This window comes from Pengzhenrongella sicca, from assembly GCF_017569225.1.
GTDB classification, from domain to species: domain Bacteria; phylum Actinomycetota; class Actinomycetes; order Actinomycetales; family Cellulomonadaceae; genus Pengzhenrongella; species Pengzhenrongella sicca.
In genome coordinates this window covers 1,236,345-1,257,714 of the sequence record NZ_CP071868.1, presented here as the reverse complement: position 1 = coordinate 1,257,714, position 21,370 = coordinate 1,236,345, and the positions used below count along the sequence as shown (strand labels likewise).

Genomic DNA, 21,370 nt, shown 5'->3' with positions numbered 1-21,370 from the left:
ACGGCCGGGCTGCGGGGTCGCACCGCAGGCCCCTCGATCGAACGAGAAGACCTCTCCTTTACCTAGAGCGCCGACAACAGGAAACGCCAGAGCCACAGGTTCCGGACGTGCCAAGAACGACGCGGACACAAGGTAGGGCCGTTGGTGTGCCTCTGTCTGCCCAATTCTCGGGCGGCCGCGTGATCGGGCGGCTGCGCTTCCCCACCCAGCACCACCTGATGCCATTCAAGCGACGATTGAGGCGGCGCGTGGCATGTGGGGCGGGGAGTGTCGCGAACTACGCTCCGGAGCTGTGCCCGCCCTTGTATGTCTGCTTCCGAGTCCGCTGCTGGGGCCAGCCGTGTGGCGACCTGTCGAGCGCGCTCTGCTCACGCCCGGTCGCCCACGAGAGCACTGGCCGCCGCCTCGGGAACTCCCAGGACGAGAAGGCTCGTGACGGTCGCGGCGCGGGCGCCGAAGTTCTCACTGGATAGATCGTTGTCCGCGATGGAGAACACGGCGGCGTAGGCGATCTGGCTGAGGATCCCAGCCGGCAAGTGTCGGCCGAAGGCTTGGCTGTCCTGGCCTCGCTGCACCAGGTCGGCAAGAGCCGTGTCGAATGGGCCGAGCAGCGCGTGGATCTCCTCCCCGTACTCGCCGCGACGCAGTGCCAACAGCACTCGGTAACGGCGCACCAGCGGCCACAAGCGGGCGATGAAGTCGGCCCACGCCGCGTCGGCAGCTTCGTCGGAGGCTTTGACCTCGGCGAGCACGGCCGTCATCTCGTTCACCGCCCGTTGCGTGAGGTTACGCACGAGGTCGGCGCGCGTGGGGAAGTGGCCGTAGACGGTGCGACGGACCACGCCGGCAGCGGAGGCGATGTCGCCCATGGCGGCGTCTGGGTTGTGCCCCAATACCTCCAGTGCGACGTCGAGGATGCGGTTCCGGGTGTCGTTCATGGAGCGTGCCCGGGCGGATTCGATCTGCATGATCTGATCATTGCACACCAGTGTGTAGTGGGTTAGATTGCACAGCAGTGTGCAACGCACGCGGCCGTGTAGCAGATCGCTGCACCGCGAGGCAGACGCTCAGGAGACCAGGACATGACCGCATCGACGCCCGCAACCTCACCGCCCGTACGCCCGTTCACCGTCGCGATCCCGGACTCCGAGATCGAGGATCTGAAGCTGAGGCTGGCTAGAACTCGCTGGCCGGATCCGGAGACTGTCCCCGACTGGTCGCAGGGCGTCCGCCTGGACAATACGAGATCGCTCATCCAGTACTGGGAGCGAGAGTACGACTGGCGCCGGTTCGAAGCGGAGCTCAATCGTTTCCCACAATTCCTGACCGAGATCGACGGGCTGGATATTCACTTCATCCATGTCAAGTCCAAGAATCCGAAAGCGATGCCGCTCATCCTGACGCACGGATGGCCGGGCTCGATCGTCGAGTTCCTGAAACTGATCGGCCCGCTGACTGATCCGGTGGCGTTCGGCGGAGACGTCGAAGATTCGTTTGACGTCGTCGTGCCCTCGCTGCCCGGGTTCGGGTTCTCCGCGAAGCCGACCGAGACGGGGTGGAACGTCACGCGTATCGCGGCCGCGTGGGCGGAGCTCATGAAGCGTCTTGGCTACGAGAACTGGGCCGCTCAAGGCGGCGACTGGGGTTCCGCCGTCACCACCGTCCTCGGGGCCATGCAGCCCGAGGGTCTGCTCGGCATCCACCTGAACAGTCCGTACGCGTTCCCCGCACAGATCCCCGAGGCGCTCTCGCCCGAAGAGCAGAACGCCGTGGACACCCTCGCCCTGTACACCGGGGACATGGGTGGAGCGAACCACCTGCAAGGCACGAAGCCAGAGACGATCGGAATCGCCCTGGCCGACTCCCCGGCCGGCCAGGCAGCCTGGATCTACGACAAGTTCCAGTCCAAGACCGACAATCACGGGCTCGCCGAGGACGCCCTGACCACCGACGAGATCCTGGACGCGATATCGCTCTACTGGTTCACGAACAGCGCCGCGTCGTCGGCCCGCATCTACTGGGAGAACAAGGCAGGCAGCATGGCTGGCCCCAAGCTGACGCTGCCGGTCGCGGTCACCGTGTTCCCCCGCGACATCCCGCTCCTGCCCCGAAGCTGGATCGACGACACCTACACCAACCTGATCCACTACGGGGAGGCCGACAAGGGCGGACACTTCGCAGCGTTCGAGCAGCCCGAGATCATGGTCAGCGAGATCCGTGCGGGCTTGCGGAGCCTTCGCGTCTAACGGGAACTCAGGACGCTCACCCGGATCTTTCGCACGTTGTGGGTGTTCGCTCGCGGGGGCGGCGTGGCAGATCTCTGCGCACACTGCTCACCGACAATTGCGTTGCGGTCTTGCCTTCCTTTAGCGGAGAAGCTGACGTTCAACGAGGCTCGTTCTGCGCGTTGTAGGAATGGGCGACGGATCATTGCGGGCCATCGCCGAGCGAGGCCGTCGGTGGTGTACTGGCGGCCCCAGCTCGCCTTTCGATGGCGCGTTGGAGCACGACGGCGTCACGGCGCAGTAGTCGGGTGCTGTCGTCGTGGGCGAGTCTGTCGGGATCTCGCAGGGCGGCCCGAGCGTGGTCATGGGTTCGACCCGCAAGACTGCCTCCCAGTTGTGGCCACCAGGGAAGACACCGAGGACGACCACGAGCTCGTCGCCTGACTCGTCGACGTCGTAGGCGATGAGCGTCCGCTTCTTGACCGTGGTGGTCCGCATTCCGGCTCAGGCTTCGTCGCGACCTCGACCCGCGAGCGGGAAGACCAAGATCGGCGTCGATGTGGTCGAGGGCCGCTCTGACGAAGCGCTCGGCGGTGTCAGCGGAAGGGTTCCCGGTGATCCACTCACTTCAAAGGACACGCTGGCGATCGCTCGCCACAGAGCGACAGCACGCACTCGGCGCTGGGCGACAGTTAGAAGCCAGCATCAACAAGAGAGTACCTGCGGCAGCCTAGGCAGCGGCGCCCGCTATCAATTATGAGTAAGCCCTGCTGCGAAAGGTGTCGCGTTCTCCCAACGCAAACGCGCCTTCCAGGGCATCGTCAACAATACGCCGAGGAACCCTTCATGGGTGTCCTCACGCGCCTCACCGTCCGGTGTTCGCACCCGGTAGGTTGTAATTCCCCGACCCTTACCCACCTCGACGAGGCCAGCTGCCGCCGCATCCAGAATCGCTCGCACGACCTCGACGCTTGCCGCCGTCCGCGGCAGTTCCCACCCCGGTGCGTCGCCGACCCCAACGATGATGTCTTCCGCCGAGTGCATCCACCACACACGAACCGCCCCCTGCGCTGTAGGGACTACATCGGCTCCCTCCACAACGCCGGTGTCGCTATCCTGGGCGACCGTTGCGACGCCGGTGAACCGGTCGGCGAGATCGCCGGCGAGGCGACGCAGGTCGGCCGTGATCTTGTCCAGAGGTAGAGGCCCGGGTTCCGGAATGTGCATAGCGACCATCGTGCGGCACTCCTCATCGTTCAGCCGAATTGTGAGGCTGAGCAGGCGGATGTCGCCCACTGAGGAACATGATGCACGGAACTCACACCCTGACACTCATAGCCGCATTTGTCTCCGCCGCTTGATGGCCGGGCACCTACGCGTCGTCCACCGACCGGGGACTTCCTAGTTCGAGGCGCGTTCCTAATCCTCTGAGGGCTCGAGCACTGGCACCGTGATTGGGCGGGCATCTGGACCCCGCACGAGGAGAGCACTCGTCGGGAGTTCCTTCGACAGGAGCCGCCCGACCGCGCGCTCGGCGCCGGGCCCGCAGCGAGAGCTCGGGCCGCGACGCGGCTCCCCCGAGAATCACGCCGAGGTCGCCAAGACCCGGCTAAGGAGTGGGCCCGGGGCGCGGCTTGCGACGGACCAGCGACCAGGTGGCCACTCCCGCCGCCTTCATCCGGCGGAGCAAGATCTCGGCCCACGTGAACTCCGCGGCCAGGATCGCGACGCCCGCGAAGACGGTGAGCAGGCCCGGGCCGGGCAGCACGAGCATCGCGATCCCTGCGATGACCAAGGTGCTCCCCACGAGCCCGACAACGGCCCACCGGACCGGGCGCGGCAGGAAGTCGAGCGCGGACCGGACTCGCTCCGGCAACGGCAGCGGCCGATGCGGCTCGCCGACGACGGCGTCGGGGCCTGCGTCGGCGTCGCCGTCGTCGCTGGCGTCATCGTGGGCGGTCGGGCCGTGCGAGTCCATCCCCCATTGTGCACGGCCGCTCTTCGTCGCTGTCGACAATCCTCTAGTGGGGTTCGGCAGGGTCGTCGGCAGCGATCCAGCCCGGCGCGTCGAGGCGCACGCGTGCGCTGCCCACCAGGTCCGAGAGCTGGGCTTCGAGCTCCCTGAGCTGGTGGTCGCCTATCTGCTTGGCCCAACGATCGCGCAGGTCGTCGAAGATCGATTCGGCTTCGTGGAGCATGGCGAACCCCCGCTCGGTCACGTGCAGCCGCATGCGGCGCCCATCCGTCGGGTCGACCTCGCGGGCGATGTACCCACGGTCCTGCAGCACCGCGATCGTCTTCGCCGCAGCCTGCTTCGACACCGACATACGTCGGCCCAGCTCGGACGCGCTGCTTGCGCCCGAGGCGATCGCGCGGATCGCGAAGTCGTGCACGGGTCGCACGTCCTCGTGCCCGCGACGGGCCAGCTCGAGCTGGGCCGCGTCGGCCAGGGAACGGAAGCCGCCGAGAAGGAGCAACGCGAGGTCGGCACCTGAGCGGGACATGCGGCAAGCGTACGACGAGCCCTCGACAACGACAGCCAGGTTGTCTATTATTATCGACAACCTAGTTGTCCAACAAGGGAGAGCATCATGACCACCGCAACGACGGCCTTGCTGCCGGGCGCCACGCACCACCGCGTGGACGTCAACGGGACTCACCTGCACTACGTGGCGGCCGGGACCGACGGCTCCCCTGTCCTGCTGGTGCATGGATTCCCGGAGACCTGGTGGACGTTCCACAAGGTCATCCCGTTGCTGGCGGCGAACCACCGCGTGTTCGCTGTCGACCTGCGGGGCTTCGGTGACTCCGACACCGGTCCCGGCGAGCACGACTCCGCGACCTCGGCCGAGGACCTCCACCAGCTCATCGAGCGGCTCGACGTGGGCCCGATGCACGTGACCGGGCAGGACATCAGCGGGGCGACGGTGTTCCGGCTCGCGACCACTCACCCTCTCGACGCGCGCAGCCTCACCGCGATCGAGATGGGACTGCCGGGCTTCGGCCTCGAGGCGCTGGCAGACGTCACCCACGGTGGGGCCTGGCACATCGGCGTCCTGGCCGCTCCCGGCATCGCGGAGCTGCTCCTGTCGGGCCGGGAGCGCGAGTTCCTGGGCCAGTTCGCCTTCCCCGCCATGAGCGCGACCCCCGGGGCGATCACCGACGCCGACCTCGACGAGTTCGTCAGGACGTACTCGCGACCGGGCGGCTTCCGCGGCGCCAGCGGCCTCTACCGTTCCATGCTTCGCGAGGGCGCGGACATCACGGCCCTCGCCGCCGCGCACCCGCTGACCATGCCGGTGCTCGCCGTCGGCGCGGGCGGGGGCGGCTTCACCGCCGACACCCTCGCTCACGTCGTCGCCGGCGACCTTCGGTCGGTGACGCTCGACGGCGTCGGTCACTACGTTGCCATGGAGGCTCCGAACGTGCTCGCAGCGACCCTGGTCGACTTCTTCCGCAGCATCGACTCGCGCTGAGCGGGGTCGATCAGCGCGCCGAATCGGTGGGGAGCCAGGCTCGGTCCCGGCGCACCCACTCGCGATGCGTCTCGGCGGGCCGCAGGCGATCGCCGAGCCACCAGGTGGCGTCCGGGTCCCACCCGGCCAACGTCGTCGTCGCGCCGCGCCCCACGGGCACGGCCTGCCCCGAGGTCGTCAGCCAGGCGAGCACGCTGACGTGCACCCCGTCGTAGTCCGCCGACACGGCCGACCAGTCGGGGATCGTCCAGTCGCCGGCGCGCGCCGGGACCGTGCCGAACCAGTCGGGCCCGCGCGAAGAGGTCACGGTCAACGGATACGTCGCCACCAGCGACGCCCAGGCCTGGGGCCCGTCGATCTCCAGGACGCGGGCATCGACGTCGACGGCGCACGGCACCAGCTCCGCGGACTCCCAGCCCTGCTCGTCCTCCGTCAACCACAGCGACGCGGACCCCGCGTCGCCCAGCGCGCGCGTCGTCAGGTCCAGCCCGGCAAGCGCCGGCGTGACCCACCACGTCCCGCCGACGGCGGCGCGCTCCTCCTCGAGCACGCCGTCCCGCCACCGGTGCAACCGCTCGGCGGCGGTGCCGCGCGGGGCGCGGGCGACGGTCGCCGGCTCAAAGCGGATGCGGACCTGAGCCTCGCGGGCCACCGGCTCGGACCACCACGCCGCGTGCGGATCGGCCAGGACGGCGTCGGCGATCCGGCCCAGCCCGGCCCGGACCGCGGGGTGGGTGAGCACGACGTCCTCGGCGTCCGGCGGTTGCCAGCCCATGGCGGACGTCACCGTGTCGGCCAGCGCCGCGAGCAGCTCGCGCGGGCCGACGGTCGCGCCGGGAGCGGCGTCGGCCAGCACCTCGCTGAGTGCGCGTGCGGGCCGCGGCTCCGGAGCGAGCTCGTCGGTCGTCGCCGCGACGAGGTAGAGGACGGTGCGGCCGCCGTCCCCCCGTGCCGCGTGCACCCGGCTCGCCTCGGCACCCATGGCGCTTCGGACGTCGTCGCCGTTCGAGCCTCGCAGCGCAAGCTCGTAGCACAGGCGTCGACCCCGCACGGCGCCCACGAGGTCGTCAGCCGTCATCACGTGCCCACCCGTCGACGCGCCGGGCCCGCCGCCGCCGGAGGTCACCCGACGATGGCGCCGGCGAGGGCGACGCCGAGGATCTCGGCGGCCCGGTGCGACGGGTGCAGCCCGTCGGTCGTCATGCCGGGCCCGTACCGGTCGTCCGAACGCAGCCCGACCATCGCGTCCACGAAGGTCCAGCCCTGCGCGCGCACGAACGGCTCGAGCTCGCGGTTGAACCCGCGCGCGGACGCCGGTCGGTCGTCGCGCGGCGGGATGGCGGACACGACGACCCGCGGCGCGCCCACGGCCCGCGCGATGGTCACGAGGTTGGCCGTCGTCGCCTCGAAAGACACGCCGTGCGCGAGGTCGTTCGTCCCAGCGATGATCACCAGCACATCCGCCTCGACGGCCCGGGCGTGCTCGACCATGTCAGCCGTCTGCGCGCCGCCGCGGGCCCAGCCCCCGACGAACGCCACCTCCGGCCCGGTCGCGAAGTTCACCCACGAGTCATCGCCCACGCGCAGCCCGGCGAAGTCAGCGCTGTTCGCGTTCGTGATCGAGTCGCCGACCGCCGCGAACCGCACGACCGTCGCGCCGGCGTCGTCGGCCCCGGCGGCGACCGCACCCGAGGGCTCGAGCCCCGTGCGGCTGGCCACGACGGCCAGGCCGATGGCGACGACGGCGAGCGCGGCCCCGCAGGCCCGGAGCCAGGCACGCCGCGGCGTCGCCGGGCGATGCCACCTGCGCCGAGTGCTCACGCGCTGACCCTACGTCCGCAGTGGGCCCTATTTGGTGAGCTGGAGCAGCATCTCGACCGTTCCCGCGTCCTCGACCTTCACGAAGCCGAGGTCCGGGGCTTCGATGCCGTAGTCGGAGAAGGACACGGGGATCGACCCGGACACCTCGACGCCCGTCGCCGTCGTCTGCGCCTCGAGGTCGACGGTGACGGCCGCGGTGACGCCGGCGATCGTGAGGTCGCCGGTGGCCTGGACCGAGGCGACCCCGGCGGTGATGGCGCCGATGTCGACCGGCGAGGTGAGCGTGAAGGTCGAGGTCGGGAAGTCGGCGGTGTGCAGGATGTCGAGGAACTGCCCGTCCCGGCCCGAGTTGTCCGTCGCGACAGTCGTCATCGAGACGGTGACCGCGGCCGCCGTCAGGTCGGTGCCCGCGATCGTGACGGTTCCGTCGACGTCGTCAGTGCGTCCCACCACGGTGACGTCCTGGTTGTTCAGCACCTCGTCGACCCGGTAGCCGGCCTGCGAGCCGTCGCCGACCGTCCACGCGCCCGACAGGTCGCCGGCTGCCGTCCCGGCGCCGTCGGCGCCGTCGGCGCCGTCGGCGTCGCCCGCGCCGTCGGCCGTCGGTCTCGGGGTGGAGGTCGCGGTCGAGAGCCCGAGCGCCTCGGGCGCCTTGCCGTTCTCGTATCTCGCGTACAGCGCGGTACCGCCGACGACGGCGACGAGAACGACGGCGACAGCGATCAGGGCGATGAGCAGCTTCTTGCGCACGGACAGGTCCGATCGTCGAGGAATAGGTGAACACGCAAGTAGTTCAGTCTCTCCTGGGAGGAGGCTGGGAGCCGTCGACCCGCGGACCCGCGTTGCCAGGTCCGGGCGCAGGCGCTACCGTCGCGGTACCGACGCCGAGGCAACCTGAGGAGGGACGCGCGATGGCTCAGCTCCATGGCACGTCCTGCTCGTGCGCTCGCCTCGCGCCCGCCTGCCGCTGTCTGTAGAGCGCTGGCCTCGTCCCGTCCTGCGTGACCACCCGAACGGGTGAGATCCGGACGGCCCCCCAGCGCTCGGCCCGTCTGGCACCCCCGTCGTCGATCCCGGCCCACCCGGCCCGCGGAACACCCACGGCACTCGTTCGGTTCAGTCTGCATCCACCCCGGCCGCACCGCGGCCCGTCCCCATGAGGATCCATGTCTCGCATCTATGACGATGTCACCAAGCTGGTCGGCAACACTCCCCTGGTCCGGCTCAACAAGCTCACCGAGGGGATCGACGCGACCGTCGTCGGCAAGCTCGAGTTCTACAACCCCGCCAGCTCGGTGAAGGACCGCATCGGCGTCGCGATCGTCGACGCCGCCGAGGCGTCCGGCGAGCTCAAGCCCGGCGGCACGATCGTCGAGGCCACGAGCGGCAACACCGGCATCGCGCTCGCGATGGTCGGCGCGGCCCGCGGCTACGACGTCGTGCTGACGATGCCCGAGACGATGTCGCGCGAGCGGCGCGCTCTGCTGCGCGCGTTCGGCGCGGAGCTCATCCTCACGCCCGGCTCGGGCGGCATGAAGGGCGCGGTGGACAAGTCCAACGAGATCGTCGCCGAGCGCCCGGGTGCGATCCTCGCGCGGCAGTTCGCCAACCAGGCGAACGTCGACATCCACCGGCGCACGACGGCCGTCGAGATCTGGGACGACACCGACGGCGCGGTCGACATCGTCGTCGCTGGCATCGGGACCGGCGGGACGATCACGGGCGTGGGACAGGTGCTCAAGGAGCGCAAGCCCGGCGTGCAGATCGTCGGGGTCGAGCCGGCCGAGTCGCCGATCCTCAACGGCGGCGCGCCCGGCCCGCACAAGATCCAGGGCATCGGCGCGAACTTCGTGCCCGAGATCCTCGACCGCACGATCTACGACGAGATCATCGACGTCGACGCCGAGACCGCCGTCGCCGTGGCGCGCGACGCCGCCAAGCGCGAGGGCCTGCTCGTCGGGATCTCGTCCGGCGCCGCGATCCACGCCGCGATCCTGCTGGCGAAGCGCCCGGAGAACGCGGGCAAGCTCATCGTCGTGATCATCCCGTCGTTCGGCGAGCGCTACCTCACCTCGGTGCTGTACGCGGATCTGCTCGACTGATGCCCGACCTGCGGCGGTTTCTCACCGTGCTGCGCGAGGACCTCGAGGTGGCCCGGCGGCGTGACCCCGCAGCGCGGACGGTGATCGAGGTGGCCCTGGGCTACCCCGGCGTGCACGCGATCTGGATCCATCGGCTCTCGCACCGGATGTGGCGCGAGCCCGGCCTGCGGTTGGCCGCCCGGCTGCTCTCCCAGGCAGCCCGGGCGGCGACCGGGGTCGAGATCCACCCGGCGGCGCGCATCGGTCGGCGGCTGTTCATCGACCACGGCATGGGCGTCGTGATCGGCGAGACGGCCGAGGTGGGCGACGACGTGACCCTGTTCCACGGCGCGACGCTCGGCGGCAAGGCGATGCACCACGGCAAGCGGCACCCGACCCTGGGCGACGGGGTCGTGGTCGGCGCGGGCGCGAAGATCCTCGGCCCGGTCTGGATCGGGTCCGGGGCGCAGATCGGCGCGAACGCCGTCGTCATCACGGACGTCCCGGCGGGGGCGATCGCCGTCGGCGTGCCGGCCCGCATCCGGCACCGGCCGTCGTCTCAGGTCGCGGAGATCTACATCGACGACCCGGCGATCTACATCTAGCGGCGGCCGGGCCGATCTCGCGGTGCCGGGCCCATCCCGCGGCGGCCGGGCCGATCTCGCAGCGGCAGGGCGCCGCGTGGGGCACCATGGGGTATCTCGACGTCGAGATGACTGCGATGAAGGAGCCCCGATGCGCCTCGGATACCACACCGGCTACTGGTCGGCCGGCCCGCCACCCGGGGCCCTCGACGCGGTGCTCGAGGCCGAGCGGCTCGGCTTCGACTCGGTCTGGACCGCCGAGGCCTACGGGTCCGACGCGCTCACGCCGCTGGCCTGGTGGGGCGCGCAGACCCGGACGGTCCGGCTCGGCACCGCGATCGCCCAGCTGTCCGCGCGCACGCCGACCGCCGCCGCGATGGCCGCCCTCACGCTCGACCACCTCTCGGGCGGTCGGTTCACGCTCGGGCTCGGCGCGTCCGGCCCGCAGGTGGTCGAGGGCTGGTACGGCCAGCCCTACCCGCGCCCGCTGGCCCGGACCCGCGAGTACGTCGCGATCGTGCGCGAGGTGCTCGCGCGCGAGGCCCCCGTCACCTACGACGGCGCGTTCTACTCGCTGCCCCTGCGCAGTGGCTCGGGCCTGGGCAAGGCCCTGCGCTCGACCGTCCACCCGCTGCGCGCCGACCTGCCGATCCACCTCGCCGCCGAGGGGCCCAAGAACATCGCGCTGTCGGCGGAGATCGGGGACGGCTGGCTCCCCCTGTTCTACTCGCCGCGCGTGGACGAGACCTACCGCGAGCTGCTCGCCGAGGGCTTCGCCCGCCGCGCCGCCGCGCCGCCCGTGCGCAACCAACGCCCGGTAGAGGAGTTCGAGGTCAGCGCGACGGTCCCGGTGGTGGTGCACGACGACGTCGAACGCGCCGCCGACGTGGTCCGGCCGTTCATCGCGCTGTACGCCGGCGGCATGGGGGCGAAGGGGGCGAACTTTCACCGGGACGTGCTCGTGCGGCTCGGCTACGGCGCGGCCTGCGACGAGATCCAGGCCCACTACCTCGCGGGCCGGCGGGCCGAGGCGAGTGCGGCCGTTCCGCTCGAGCTGGTCGAGGACGTCGCGCTCGTGGGGTCGCCGGCGAAGATCGCGGCCGATCTCGCGGCCTGGCGGACGACGGCCGTCACGACCCTGATCGTGCAGGGCGAGGCGAGCTCGCTCGCGGTGGTCGCCGCGGCGCTGAACGCCCCGCGCTAGCGGGCTCGACAACGCCGATTCGCCACCCTCCGCGTCGATTCGCCACCGTCCGCGCGGCGATTCGCCACTCTCCGCGCGGAGCATGTGACCCGAGTGGCTCGATCGTCCGGTGGGACGTCCCAGCAACCCCACCCGCACCACCCGTCACGTGCTCCGCGCGCACGGCGCGAGCACCGGCCTGAATCTGGCCTCGACACGTCCGCGCCTGCACGCCCGGGCGCGCAGGCGAACCTGCCCGACGCGCGAGTGACGGGTGGTGCCGGTGGGACTCCTGGGATGCCACCTGAGTCACACGCGTCACTCCCGCCCCGATCGCGTCGGCGCGGTTCACCCGGGCCTGAGGGTGGTGTCGGCGGGTCAGACCTCGGCGACCGGGCGGGGATCGTCGGGCGGCAGGGTCGCCAGGCTCGGCGATGCCTCGTCGGCCGGCCACCACAACGCCTCGCGGAGGTCGACCCGCATGCCCTGCGCCGCGAGCGGCGTGCCCTCGCGCTCGAGCGTCGCGAGCGCCAGGGACAGCTGTGAGGCGGGCGGGCCGCCGGCGGCGTTGACGACGCGCCACCAGGGCACCCCGCCGCCGGCCCGCGAGAGCACCTGCCCGACCTGCCGCGGGCCACCTCGCCAGCGGCCCCCGTCGGCCACCAGCCGGTCGCCCACGACTTCGGCCACCGTGCCGTACGTCATCACCCGACCCGACGGGATCGTCTGGACAAGGTCCAGCACCGCCTCGAGGTAGTCCTCGTCCACGTGCACCCTCAATCTCGGTAGATGAGCACCAGCGCGCGGTCGTCGGACTCGCCCGCCTTCACGCCCGCAAGGACAGCCTCTGCTCCCCCGCGCCGGGTGGCAACAACCCGCTCGGCGACGCCGATGAGCCGGTCGATCCCGAGCTCGAGGTCGGACCCGGGGGTCTCGACCATCCCATCGGTGTAGAGCATCAGGGCATCGCCCGGGAGCATCACGCCGTTGTGCATCGTGAACGTCGGGTCGTCGACGACGCCGAGCACGGGCCCGCCGACCGTGTCGACGACCTCGAAAATCCCCGACCCGGCGTGCAGGTGCACGGCCGGCGGGTGGCCCGCCGTCGCGACCCAGTACTCGCCGCTCCTGAGGTCCACCGCGACGTGCACCGCGGTCGCGAAGCCCTCGTCCCAGTCCTGCCCGATGAGGTAGGCGTTGGCGGAGGCAAGGAACTGCTCGCTCGGCATCGCGCCGAGCAGGCCGCCGAACGCGCCGGAGAGCAGGAGCGATCGAACTCCGGCGGCCTGCCCCTTGCCGGAGACGTCGACCAGGCCGATCTCGAGCAGGCGCCCGCCGTCGGCCCGCGCCGCCACCACGAAGTCGCCGGAGAACGCCTCCGCATAGGCGGACCGCAGCGCGCTGTCGACCCGCCAGCCGGCCGGCAGCGGGGGGATCCGGCCGTGCGCCTCGAGGCGGTCGCGCAGGTCGACGAGCATGATGCCGCCGGCCGCGCCGCTCAGCCCGAGCCGCTCCCGGCTCCGGACGAACAGCAGGACGGCCACGAGCGCGAGCCCGTGCACGATCAGCACGCCCGGGTCGAGCTCGGCGCCCACGACGAGCTGCAGGTAGGCCAACTCGAGCACGATCACGAGGCAGACGACGGCGGTCCCGGCCAGGCCGAGCAGGAAGGCCGCCACCAGCAGGATGAGCAGCAGGAACGACGACGGGACCCACGCGCGGATCTGCTCGATGCCGAGCCCGGTCAGCACGACGAGCGCGACGAGCGCGACGGTCCCGATGAGGTGCAGCGACATGCCCGCGCCCCGCATGCGCACCGCGATGCGGCGCGTCAGGTCCGAGCGCTGCGGGGCTCGGGACACGGGGGTCGTCACGCCGTGAGGGTACCCAGGAACACGCGCCGGTGGTGCCCCGCGCACCCGGCCGATCCGACCGTGGGCGCGAGCGTGCGGGCGGCGGCCGGGCAATTCGCTCGCTTCGCAGGTCGCGGGGCACAACGATGGGCACCATGACGAACACCACCGCCGCTGCCCCCGCCGGCTACCGCCCCGTCGACCTGCCCGCCGCCCGACGGGCGGACGTCCTGGCCGTCGACCGCTCCGCGTTCCCGGCGAGCCCGATCCCCGACGACGCGGCGCCGTTCCCCGTCCCGCTGGACTGGACGCGGACCACCGGCCTCGAGCACGCGGACGGCACGCTCGCCGCGATCCACTCGTCCTACCCGTTCTCCCTGCCGGTGCCCGGTGCCGTCACCGCCTGCGCCGGCCTGACGTGGGTCGGCGTGCGCCCCGACCACCGCCGCCGCGGCCTGCTGACGGCGATGATCGCGTCCCACTTCGACCGCTCGCTCGCCCGCGGCGAGGCGGTCTCCGCGCTGTTCGCCGCCGAGCCGGCGATCTACGGCCGGTTCGGGTACGGCTCGGCGGCCGACGACCTGCACGTCACGCTCGGGCGCGGGGCGGCCCTGCGGCCCGTGCCGGGGTCGGCGGACCTCACCCTGCGGCTCGAGCGGATGACCGCCGCCGCGCACGGCGAGCTCGTGCACCGGGTGCACGGCCGCGCCGGCGCCGGCCGGCCCGGCTGGCTGGAGCGCACGACGGCCCCGCTGCAGGCCGCGTTCCTGGCCGACCCGCCGTCGAGCCGCGACGGCGCCGAGGAGCAGCAGATCGTGACGGTGCGCTCCGGCGACGACGTGCGCGGGTACGCGCTGCTGCGCCGCAAGGAGGCCTGGGTCGACTTCTCGCCGCAGGGGGTCGTCCGGGTCGCGGAGCTCGTCGCCGTGGACCCCGCCGCGACCCACCGGCTCTGGTCGTTCGTGCTCGACCTCGACCTCATGTCGACGATCGAGTCACCCAAGCTCGCGGCCGACGACGTGCTGCTCAGCCTGCTCGTCAACGTGCGGGTCACGCGGCCGCGGATCGCCGACAACGTCTGGATCCGCCTGCTGGACGTGCCCACCGCGCTCGCCGCGCGCCGGTACGCCGCGCCGCTGGACGCCGTGTTCGAGGTCACCGACGCGCTGCTGCCCGCGAACGCGGGGCGCTGGCGGGTGCGCACCGGGACGGGCGGGACCGACGTCGTCGGCTTCCCTGCGGAAGTCACGCCGAGCACCGAGCCCGCCGACCTCACGGTCGACGTGCGCGAGCTCGGGGCGGCCTACCTGGGCGGCCGGTCGCTCACGGCGTTCGCGGCTGCCGGCCTCGTGACGGAGCACCGCCCGGGCGCGCTGGCGAGCGCGACGACGGCGTTCGGCTGGCCCGTCGCGCCGCTGTGCAGCTGGACGTTCTAGGAGCAGAGGGACGTGCTAGCGCGCGGCCTCGTACGCAGCGAGCTGCGCGATGCGCCGCTGGTGGCGCGCGTCCCCGCTGAACGGCTCGGCCAGGAACGTGTCGACGAGCACGAGGGCGTCGTCGGGCGAGTGCATCCGGGCACCGATCGCGACGACGTTCGCGTCGTTGTGCATGCGGCCCAGGCGTGCGGTCTCCTCGCTCCAGGCCAGGGCCGCGCGCACGCCGGCGACCTTGTTCGCGGCGATCTGCTCGCCGTTGCCGGAGCCACCGATCACGACGCCGAGGCTGCCCGGCTCGGCGACCACGGCCTCACCGGCCGCCAGGCAGAACGCCGGGTAGTCGTCGTCGGCGTCGAACCCGTGGGCCCCGTGGTCGACGACGTCGTGACCGGCGGCGCGCAGATGCTGCGACAGGTGCTCCTTGAGCTCGTACCCGGCATGGTCCGCGGCGATGTGGATGCGCATGGACCCATCCTGCCGCACTTCACGGGCCCACCGACCGGCCCGGACCCGCGCGCGCGCGCAGCAGGTCACCTAGGCTTGCGCAAGCGGAACACCCTGGGTGCCACGCACCCGCCCGGACGAAGGAAGCTCCTCTCATGGCCCGAAGCGGCATCGACATCACCGCGCTCGACCCCGCCGTTCGTCCGCAGGACGACCTCTACGCGCACGTGAACGGCCGGTGGAACTCCTCGCACGTGATCCCGGCGGACCGCGCGATGGACGGCGCCTTCCGGGCGCTGCACGACCAGGCCGAGGAGCACGTGCGCGACATCATCACCGACGCCGCCACGACCGCCGTGGACGCCGACGCCGGCGCCGCCGCGGGCGTCGAGGCGCAGATCGGGAGCCTGTACGCGAGCTTCATGGACGAGACGACCGTCGAGGCCCTCGGCACCGCACCGGTGCGGACCGACCTCGCGCTGCTCGACGCCGCCGACTCCAGCGCGCAGCTCACGGGCACGCTCGGCACGCTGCAGCGCACGGGCGCGGCCGGCGCCCTTGGGTTCTGGGTCGACAACGACGCGAAGGACCCGACGCGGTACGTCGTGTACCTCGCCCAGTCGGGCCTCGGCCTGCCCGACGAGTCGTACTACCGCGAGGAGCGGTACGCCTCGATCCTCGCGGCCTACCAGCCGCACGTCGCGCGGATGCTGACCCTCGGGGGCTACGCCGCAGGCAGCGCCGCGGACGCGTGCGCCGCCCGCGTGGTCGCGCTCGAGACCAAGCTCGCGGCGGCCCACTGGGACGTCGTGCAGGACCGCGACGCCGACCTGACGTACAACCCCACGACCCTCGCGGCGCTCGCGGCGGACGCGCCCGGCTTCGACTGGCACGCGTGGGTGCTCGCGCTCGGGGCACCCGCCGGCGCCCTGGACGACGTCGTCGTGCGGGAGCCGTCGTACGCCCGCGGCTTCGCCGCGCTGTGGCAGAGCGAGTCGCTGGACGACTGGAAGGCCTGGCTCGCCTACCACGCGATCAGCGCGCGCGCCCCGTACCTGACGACCGCGCTCGTCGAGGCCAACTTCGACTTCTACGGCCGCACCCTCAGCGGCGCGCAGGAGGTGCGCGACCGCTGGAAGCGCGGCGTCGGCCTGGTCCAGGGCGTGCTCGGCGAGGCGGTCGGCAAGGTCTACGTCGAGCGGCACTTCCCCCCGGCGCACAAGGACCGGATGGCCCGCCTGGTCGACACCCTCATCGAGGCGTACCGCGAGTCGATCACCGCGATCGACTGGATGGGCGAGGGCACCAAGATCAAGGCGCTCGCCAAGCTCGACTCCTTCACCCCGAAGATCGGCTACCCGGTGAAGTGGCGCGACTACTCGGGCCTGGTCGTCGCCCCGGACGACCTCGTCGGCAACGTGCGCCGCGCCTGCGCGTTTGAGCAGGACCGCGAGCTCGCGAAGATCGGCACCCCGCTCGACCGCGACGAGTGGTTCATGACCCCGCAGACGGTCAACGCGTACTACAACCCGGGCATGAACGAGATCGTCTTCCCCGCGGCGATCCTGCAGCCGCCGTTCTTCGACTCCGAGGCCGACGATGCGGTGAACTACGGCGGGATCGGCGCCGTCATCGGCCACGAGATCGGCCACGGCTTCGACGACCAGGGGTCGAAGTACGACGGCGCGGGCCGGCTCGAGGACTGGTGGACGGCCCAGGACCGGGCCGAGTTCGAGACCCGGACCAAGGCGCTCATCGCGCAGTACAGCGCGTTCTCCCCCGTCCAGCTCGGCGGATCGCACCACGTCAACGGGGCGCTGACGATCGGCGAGAACATCGGCGACCTCGGCGGGCTCTCGATCGCGATCACCGCGTACCGGCTCGCCCTCGGCGGGCCGCTCGAGTCCGCGCCCGTCATCGACGGGCTCACCGGGCTGCAGCGCGTGCTGCTCGGGTGGGCCCAGGCGTGGCAGTCGAAGGGCCGCGACGAAGAGGTCATCCGGCGCCTGGCGACAGACCCGCACTCCCCGAACGAGTTCCGCTGCAACGGCGTGCTCAGCAACATCGACGAGTTCTACGCGGCCTACGACGTCGTGCCCGGCGACGCGCTCTACCTCGCCCCGGAGCAGCGCGTCCGGATCTGGTGAGCCGCTAGAACAGCTCGGAGCCGGCCTTCGCGAGCTTGAAGCCCTTGCCGGTCGGGTCGTGCTTGCACGTCACTCCGGTCGACGAGCTCGTGCACGTGAACTCGCCGACGGTCATCGACTGGCCGTACTCGAGCACGGGCGTGCCCGGCGCGGCTGCCCCCGGCAGCGCGCCCTCCACGCACGGGGTGTCCGCGCCCTCGGCGGTGACGGTGAGCACGGGGCCGACCGACCCGGCGCAGTCGGGCGCCTCGGCCGCGGGCGCGGTCGTGTTCGCGATGGTGCAGGTCGCGGCGTCCGCCGTGATCTCGCACGCGATGTTGCCGCTCGGCAGCGCGAACGTCGAGCCCGCGTCGGTCGACGGCTCGGCGGCGGCCGGGCTCTCGGGCGCGGCCGTCGCGCCCGCCAGGGGTCGGGGGTCCTCGGTGGCGTCGGCATCGGGCTCGCCCGAGCCCCCGATCGCGCCGGACAGGAAGAGTCCGAGGACCACGACGAACGCGAGCAGGAGCACCGCGTCGAACGCGATGAACGCCTTCATCCGCGGGCTGAGCCCGCGGCTAGGCGTACTCGGTTCGGCCGGCAACTGCTCCATCACGTAGCTCTCCTGTGCTCGCGACGCGCTTCGGGGCGCGCGTCTGCGGAGGTGACAGCATCACACGCTGCGCCGCGCGCCGTCACCTCGGCCCCGCGGCCCGCGTCGCCGGCTCAGGTGAAGTCGGGCCCCGCCGTGCGGGTGCGCTTGAGCTCGTAGAAGCCGGGCACCCCGGTCATGAGGACGAGGCCGTCCCACAGCCGCGCGGCGTCCTCGCCACGCGGGGCGGGCGTCATGACCGGCCCGAAGAACCCGACCCCGTTGATCGCGACCACGGGCGTCCCGACGTCCTCGCCGACCAACGAGATCCCGGCCGCGTGCGACGCGCGCAGCTGGTCGTCGTACTCGTCCGACGTCGCGTAGGCGGCCAGCTCGGCCGGCAGGCCGACCTCCGCGAGCGACTCGGCGAGGATCGCGGCGTCGTCGGTGCGCCCGCCGGGGTGGCGGCGCGTCCCGATCGCGTCGTAGAGCGGCTTGATGTACTTCTCGCCGTGCAGCTCGGCCGCCGCCACGATCACGCGCACGCCGCCCCAGGCGCCGTCCATCATGCGCCGGTAGGTCTCGGGCAGGTCGCGGCCCTCGTTGAGCACGGCGAGGCTCATGACGTGCCAGCGCAGGTCGATCTCGCGCAGCCCGGCGACCTCGTCCAGCCAGCGCGACGTCATCCACGCCCACGGGCACAGTGGGTCGAACCACAGGTCGACGACGGGGACGGCGTCGCGGGCGACGGCGTCGGAGGGTACGGCAGAGGTGTCCGGAACGGCGAGGGTGATCGGCACGGCGGTGGGTCCTGACGTCGACGGGCGGGGCGTGGCACGGCTCCGATGGGCCAACGCGGGCCGCCGTGGGATGATTCCGCGGTCCCGTCCGCTCGCCTGAGGAGTCCCCGCCGTGCCCGCTGAGAACCTGACCCGCGATGAGGCCACCGAGCGTGCCGCGCTGCTCTCGGTCGCGTCCTACCAGGTCACGCTGGACCTGACCGCGGGGCCGACGACGTTCACCTCGGCCACGGTCGTCCGCTTCAGCGCCGCGGCCGGCGCGAGCACGTTCATCGACCTGATCGCGCCGACGGTGCGCGAGATCGAGCTCAACGGCGTCGCGCTCGACCCGGCCGTCGCCTTCGCGGACTCGCGGATCCAGCTGGAGCACCTCGCGGCCGAGAACGTGCTGCGTGTCGTGGCGGACTGCGCGTACACGCACACCGGCGAGGGGCTGCACCGCTTCGTCGACCCGGTCGACGACGAGGTCTACCTCTACACGCAGTTCGAGGTCGCCGACTCGCGCCGGGTGTTCGCCGTCTTCGAGCAGCCCGACCTCAAGTCGGTGTTCACGTTCGACGTCACGGCGCCCGCGCACTGGACCGTGGTGTCGAACCAGGCCACGCCCGAGCCCGTCGCCGTCCCGGCCTCCCCCGCCGCCGCGCGCTGGACGTTCGCGCCGACCGCGACCATCTCGAGCTACATCACGGCGATCGTCGCGGGCCCGTACGCGCGCGAGACCGGCGAGCTCACCAGCTCGGACGGGCGGACGATCCCGCTCGGGGTGCTCTGCCGCGCCTCGCTCGCGAGCCACCTCGACACCGACAACATCCTCGACATCACGCGCATCGGCTTCGCGTTCTACGAGAAGTCGTTCGGCCGGGCCTACCCGTTCGACAAGTACGACCAGATCTTCGTGCCCGAGTTCAACGCCGGCGCGATGGAGAACGCGGGCGCCGTGACCTTCCGGGAGTCCTACGTCTTCCGGTCCAAGGTCACCGAGGCCACCGTCGAGCGCCGCGCGATCACGATCCTGCACGAGCTGGCCCACATGTGGTTCGGCGACCTCGTCACGATGCGGTGGTGGAACGACCTGTGGCTGAACGAGTCGTTCGCCGAGTACGCGTCGACGCTGGCCGCGGCGGAGGCGACGCGCTGGACCGGCGCGTGGACCACGTTCTCCTCGCTCGAGAAGTCGTGGGCGTACCGGCAGGACCAGCTGCCCTCGACGCACCCGATCGTCGCCGAGATCCGGGACCTGGCCGACGTCGAGGTCAACTTCGACGGCATCACCTACGCCAAGGGCGCGAGCGTGCTCCGCCAGCTCGTGGCCTGGGTCGGCCAGGAGCACTTCTTCGCGGGCGTGCAGGCCTACTTCGCCAAGCACGCGTTCGGCAACACGACCCTGCGGGACCTGCTCGTCGAGCTCGAGACCGCGAGCGGGCGCGACCTGTCGCAGTGGTCCAGCCGCTGGCTCGAGCGCGCGGGCGTCACGCTGCTGCGCCCCGAGATCACGACCGACGCGGACGGCGTCATCACCTCGTTCGCGGTGCTGCAGGAGGTCCCGGCCGAGCACCCCGTGCAGCGCCCGCACCGCCTCGCCGTCGGCGGCTACGACCTCGTGGACGCCGACGACGGCGCGACGCGCCTCGCGCGGACCGTGCGGATCGAGCTCGACGTCGACGGCGCGCGCACCGAGGTGCCCGAGCTCGTGGGGCGCCGCCGGCCCGACCTCCTGCTCATCAACGACGACGACCTCGCGTACGCGAAGGTCCGGCTCGACCCCACCTCGCTGGCCACGGCGACGGCGCACCTCGGTTCGTTCACCGAGTCGCTGCCCCGCACGCTCGTGTGGGCGGCGGCGTGGGACATGACGCGCGACGGCGAGTGGGCGGGCCGCGACTTCGTCGAGCTCGTGCTCGGCAACCTCGCGCACGAGACGGACTCGTCGGTGCTGCTCGTGCTGCTGCGCCAGCTGTCCACGACGCTCGAGGTCTACGTGGCCGAGGAGCACCGCGTGGCCGCCTCGCAGGCCGCCGGCGACCGGCTGTGGGAGCTCGCGCAGGGCGCCGCGGCCGGCAGCGACGCGCAGCTCCAGCTCGCCAAGGCCTTCGCGGCGCGCGCGATGACGCCCGGCCAGCTCGACGTCGTCGCCGCGCTGCTCGACGGCTCCCGCACGCTCGAGGGGCTGACCATCGACACCGACCTGCGCTGGGAGCTGCTCACGTCGCTCGTCGTCGGCGGGCGCGCGGGTTCGGCTGAGATCGACGCCGCGCTGGCCGACGACGCGACTGCGTCGGGCGAGCGGGAGGCCGCCGGGGCGCGGGCCGCGATCGGGACGCCCGAGGCGAAGGCCGCCGCGTGGCACGCGATGGTCGAGCTGGACACGCTGCCCAACGCGCTGCTCGAGACGTCGATCGGCGGGTTTGCCGACGTGCTCGACCGGTCCCTGCTCGTGCCCTACGTCGAGAAGTACTTCGACGCGCTCGAGCACGTGTGGGCCACGCGCGGCAGCGACATGGCGCAGGACGTCGCGACGGGCCTGTACCCGGCCGAGCTCGCGGCCCACCCGGGCGTCGACCTGCTCGCCGTCACCGACGCGTGGCTCGAGCAGCTCGGCGACCGGCACCCGGGCCTGCGGCGCATGGTCGTCGAGAACCGCGACTCGGTCCGCCGCGCCCTCGCGGCCCAGGCCGCCGACCGCGCCCGCGACTGACTTCTGGCGGCGGAGCGGCCCGGGCGGTGAGTCCGCCCGGGCCGTGAGTGCGGCGTC

The 21,370-nt window shown here is 72.0% G+C and carries 20 protein-coding genes; 8 read left to right on the top strand and 12 right to left on the bottom strand.

Annotation, left to right across the window (positions count from 1 at the left end; all coding sequences use genetic code 11):
• Positions 1 to 368 precede the first annotated feature (368 nt).
• Positions 369 to 968, bottom strand: coding sequence for a TetR/AcrR family transcriptional regulator (locus J4E96_RS05675; protein WP_227424804.1), 600 nt, complete (start codon positions 966 to 968; stop codon positions 369 to 371).
• Positions 969 to 1,082: 114 nt separating this feature from the next.
• Here J4E96_RS05675 and J4E96_RS05670 point away from each other — a divergent pair, with 114 nt between their 5' ends.
• Positions 1,083 to 2,246, top strand: a complete 1,164-nt coding sequence (locus J4E96_RS05670; RefSeq protein WP_227424803.1) for an epoxide hydrolase family protein — start codon at positions 1,083 to 1,085, stop codon at positions 2,244 to 2,246.
• Between the two features lie 729 nt (positions 2,247 to 2,975).
• Here the strand turns inward: J4E96_RS05670 and J4E96_RS05665 are convergent.
• The 3 genes from J4E96_RS05665 to J4E96_RS05655 all read right to left on the bottom strand — a co-directional run bounded on the left by J4E96_RS05665 (position 2,976) and on the right by J4E96_RS05655 (position 4,729).
• A complete protein-coding gene (locus tag J4E96_RS05665) occupies positions 2,976 to 3,521 on the bottom strand; it encodes a hypothetical protein (RefSeq protein ID WP_227424802.1) in 546 nt (181 codons plus the stop codon).
• Positions 3,522 to 3,834: 313 nt separating this feature from the next.
• The gene (locus J4E96_RS05660; protein WP_227424801.1) at positions 3,835 to 4,203 is read right to left on the bottom strand and encodes a PGPGW domain-containing protein; all 369 of its coding nucleotides are present in this window, start codon (positions 4,201 to 4,203) and stop codon (positions 3,835 to 3,837) included.
• Between the two features lie 43 nt (positions 4,204 to 4,246).
• Positions 4,247 to 4,729 carry a MarR family winged helix-turn-helix transcriptional regulator gene (locus tag J4E96_RS05655; RefSeq protein WP_227424800.1) on the bottom strand — a complete coding sequence of 161 codons (483 nt, stop codon included), beginning with the start codon at positions 4,727 to 4,729 and terminating at the stop codon, positions 4,247 to 4,249.
• A gap of 87 nt (positions 4,730 to 4,816) precedes the next feature.
• On the opposite strand from J4E96_RS05655, the gene J4E96_RS05650 reads away from it, so the two are divergent.
• On the top strand, positions 4,817 to 5,701 hold the full coding sequence (locus tag J4E96_RS05650) for an alpha/beta fold hydrolase (RefSeq protein ID WP_227424799.1): 885 nt from the start codon (positions 4,817 to 4,819) through the stop codon (positions 5,699 to 5,701).
• A 10-nt stretch (positions 5,702 to 5,711) separates the two neighbouring features.
• On the opposite strand, the gene J4E96_RS05645 is transcribed toward J4E96_RS05650, so the two are convergent.
• Genes J4E96_RS05645 through J4E96_RS05635 form a run of 3 tightly spaced genes read right to left on the bottom strand, consistent with a single transcriptional unit; the run spans position 5,712 to position 8,272 of the window.
• On the bottom strand, positions 5,712 to 6,827 hold the full coding sequence (locus tag J4E96_RS05645; RefSeq protein ID WP_227424798.1) for a hypothetical protein: 1,116 nt from the start codon (positions 6,825 to 6,827) through the stop codon (positions 5,712 to 5,714).
• On the bottom strand, positions 6,824 to 7,522 hold the full coding sequence (locus J4E96_RS05640) for an SGNH/GDSL hydrolase family protein (protein ID WP_227424797.1): 699 nt from the start codon (positions 7,520 to 7,522) through the stop codon (positions 6,824 to 6,826). The genes J4E96_RS05645 and J4E96_RS05640 overlap by 4 nt, the downstream gene beginning before the upstream one ends.
• Before the next feature lie 27 nt (positions 7,523 to 7,549).
• Positions 7,550 to 8,272: a YceI family protein gene (locus J4E96_RS05635; RefSeq protein ID WP_227424796.1), complete on the bottom strand. Its 723-nt coding sequence runs from the start codon at positions 8,270 to 8,272 to the stop codon at positions 7,550 to 7,552.
• A gap of 416 nt (positions 8,273 to 8,688) precedes the next feature.
• Here J4E96_RS05635 and cysK point away from each other — a divergent pair, with 416 nt between their 5' ends.
• The 3 genes from cysK (at position 8,689) to J4E96_RS05620 (ending at position 11,391) form a co-directional block, all read left to right on the top strand.
• On the top strand, positions 8,689 to 9,624 hold the full coding sequence (cysK, locus tag J4E96_RS05630) for a cysteine synthase A (protein ID WP_227424795.1): 936 nt from the start codon (positions 8,689 to 8,691) through the stop codon (positions 9,622 to 9,624).
• A complete protein-coding gene (epsC, locus tag J4E96_RS05625; protein WP_227424794.1) occupies positions 9,624 to 10,208 on the top strand; it encodes a serine O-acetyltransferase EpsC in 585 nt (194 codons plus the stop codon). The genes cysK and epsC overlap by 1 nt, the downstream gene beginning before the upstream one ends.
• A gap of 130 nt (positions 10,209 to 10,338) precedes the next feature.
• Positions 10,339 to 11,391, top strand: coding sequence for an LLM class F420-dependent oxidoreductase (locus J4E96_RS05620; RefSeq protein ID WP_227424793.1), 1,053 nt, complete (start codon positions 10,339 to 10,341; stop codon positions 11,389 to 11,391).
• Between the two features lie 357 nt (positions 11,392 to 11,748).
• On the opposite strand, the gene J4E96_RS05615 is transcribed toward J4E96_RS05620, so the two are convergent.
• Positions 11,749 to 12,138 (bottom strand): MGMT family protein, encoded by a 390-nt coding sequence (locus J4E96_RS05615; protein WP_227424792.1) that lies wholly within the window; start codon positions 12,136 to 12,138, stop codon positions 11,749 to 11,751.
• A gap of 8 nt (positions 12,139 to 12,146) precedes the next feature.
• A complete protein-coding gene (locus J4E96_RS05610; RefSeq protein WP_227424791.1) occupies positions 12,147 to 13,244 on the bottom strand; it encodes a PP2C family protein-serine/threonine phosphatase in 1,098 nt (365 codons plus the stop codon).
• A 134-nt stretch (positions 13,245 to 13,378) separates the two neighbouring features.
• Between J4E96_RS05610 and J4E96_RS05605 the strand changes: the two genes are divergently transcribed.
• Positions 13,379 to 14,659, top strand: a complete 1,281-nt coding sequence (locus J4E96_RS05605) for a GNAT family N-acetyltransferase (RefSeq protein ID WP_227424790.1) — start codon at positions 13,379 to 13,381, stop codon at positions 14,657 to 14,659.
• Positions 14,660 to 14,674: 15 nt separating this feature from the next.
• Here the strand turns inward: J4E96_RS05605 and J4E96_RS05600 are convergent, their stop codons facing one another.
• Positions 14,675 to 15,124, bottom strand: a complete 450-nt coding sequence (locus tag J4E96_RS05600; protein WP_227424789.1) for a ribose-5-phosphate isomerase — start codon at positions 15,122 to 15,124, stop codon at positions 14,675 to 14,677.
• Between the two features lie 134 nt (positions 15,125 to 15,258).
• On the opposite strand from J4E96_RS05600, the gene J4E96_RS05595 reads away from it, so the two are divergent.
• Positions 15,259 to 17,250 carry a M13 family metallopeptidase gene (locus J4E96_RS05595; RefSeq protein WP_227424788.1) on the top strand — a complete coding sequence of 664 codons (1,992 nt, stop codon included), beginning with the start codon at positions 15,259 to 15,261 and terminating at the stop codon, positions 17,248 to 17,250.
• Between the two features lie 4 nt (positions 17,251 to 17,254).
• Here the strand turns inward: J4E96_RS05595 and J4E96_RS05590 are convergent, their stop codons facing one another.
• The gene (locus J4E96_RS05590; RefSeq protein ID WP_227424787.1) at positions 17,255 to 17,839 is read right to left on the bottom strand and encodes a hypothetical protein; all 585 of its coding nucleotides are present in this window, start codon (positions 17,837 to 17,839) and stop codon (positions 17,255 to 17,257) included.
• 113 nt (positions 17,840 to 17,952) lie between these two features.
• Positions 17,953 to 18,612, bottom strand: a complete 660-nt coding sequence (locus J4E96_RS05585; RefSeq protein WP_406620451.1) for a mycothiol-dependent nitroreductase Rv2466c family protein — start codon at positions 18,610 to 18,612, stop codon at positions 17,953 to 17,955.
• Positions 18,613 to 18,730: 118 nt separating this feature from the next.
• Here J4E96_RS05585 and pepN point away from each other — a divergent pair, with 118 nt between their 5' ends.
• Positions 18,731 to 21,313 (top strand): aminopeptidase N, encoded by a 2,583-nt coding sequence (gene pepN, locus J4E96_RS05580; RefSeq protein ID WP_227424785.1) that lies wholly within the window; start codon positions 18,731 to 18,733, stop codon positions 21,311 to 21,313.
• Positions 21,314 to 21,370: the final 57 nt, after the last annotated feature.

Coding starts and splice junctions, on each gene's coding strand:
- epsC (WP_227424794.1), top strand. CDS start 9,624: ATGCCCGACCTGCGGCGGTTTCTCACCGTGCTGCGCGAGGACCTCGAG.
- J4E96_RS05660 (WP_227424801.1), bottom strand. CDS start 4,203: ATGGACTCGCACGGCCCGACCGCCCACGATGACGCCAGCGACGACGGC.
- J4E96_RS05600 (WP_227424789.1), bottom strand. CDS start 15,124: ATGCGCATCCACATCGCCGCGGACCATGCCGGGTACGAGCTCAAGGAG.
- J4E96_RS05675 (WP_227424804.1), bottom strand. CDS start 968: ATGCAGATCGAATCCGCCCGGGCACGCTCCATGAACGACACCCGGAAC.
- J4E96_RS05620 (WP_227424793.1), top strand. CDS start 10,339: ATGCGCCTCGGATACCACACCGGCTACTGGTCGGCCGGCCCGCCACCC.
- J4E96_RS05670 (WP_227424803.1), top strand. CDS start 1,083: ATGACCGCATCGACGCCCGCAACCTCACCGCCCGTACGCCCGTTCACC.
- J4E96_RS05605 (WP_227424790.1), top strand. CDS start 13,379: ATGACGAACACCACCGCCGCTGCCCCCGCCGGCTACCGCCCCGTCGAC.
- J4E96_RS05590 (WP_227424787.1), bottom strand. CDS start 17,839: ATGGAGCAGTTGCCGGCCGAACCGAGTACGCCTAGCCGCGGGCTCAGC.
- J4E96_RS05650 (WP_227424799.1), top strand. CDS start 4,817: ATGACCACCGCAACGACGGCCTTGCTGCCGGGCGCCACGCACCACCGC.
- J4E96_RS05595 (WP_227424788.1), top strand. CDS start 15,259: ATGGCCCGAAGCGGCATCGACATCACCGCGCTCGACCCCGCCGTTCGT.
- J4E96_RS05655 (WP_227424800.1), bottom strand. CDS start 4,729: ATGTCCCGCTCAGGTGCCGACCTCGCGTTGCTCCTTCTCGGCGGCTTC.
- cysK (WP_227424795.1), top strand. CDS start 8,689: ATGTCTCGCATCTATGACGATGTCACCAAGCTGGTCGGCAACACTCCC.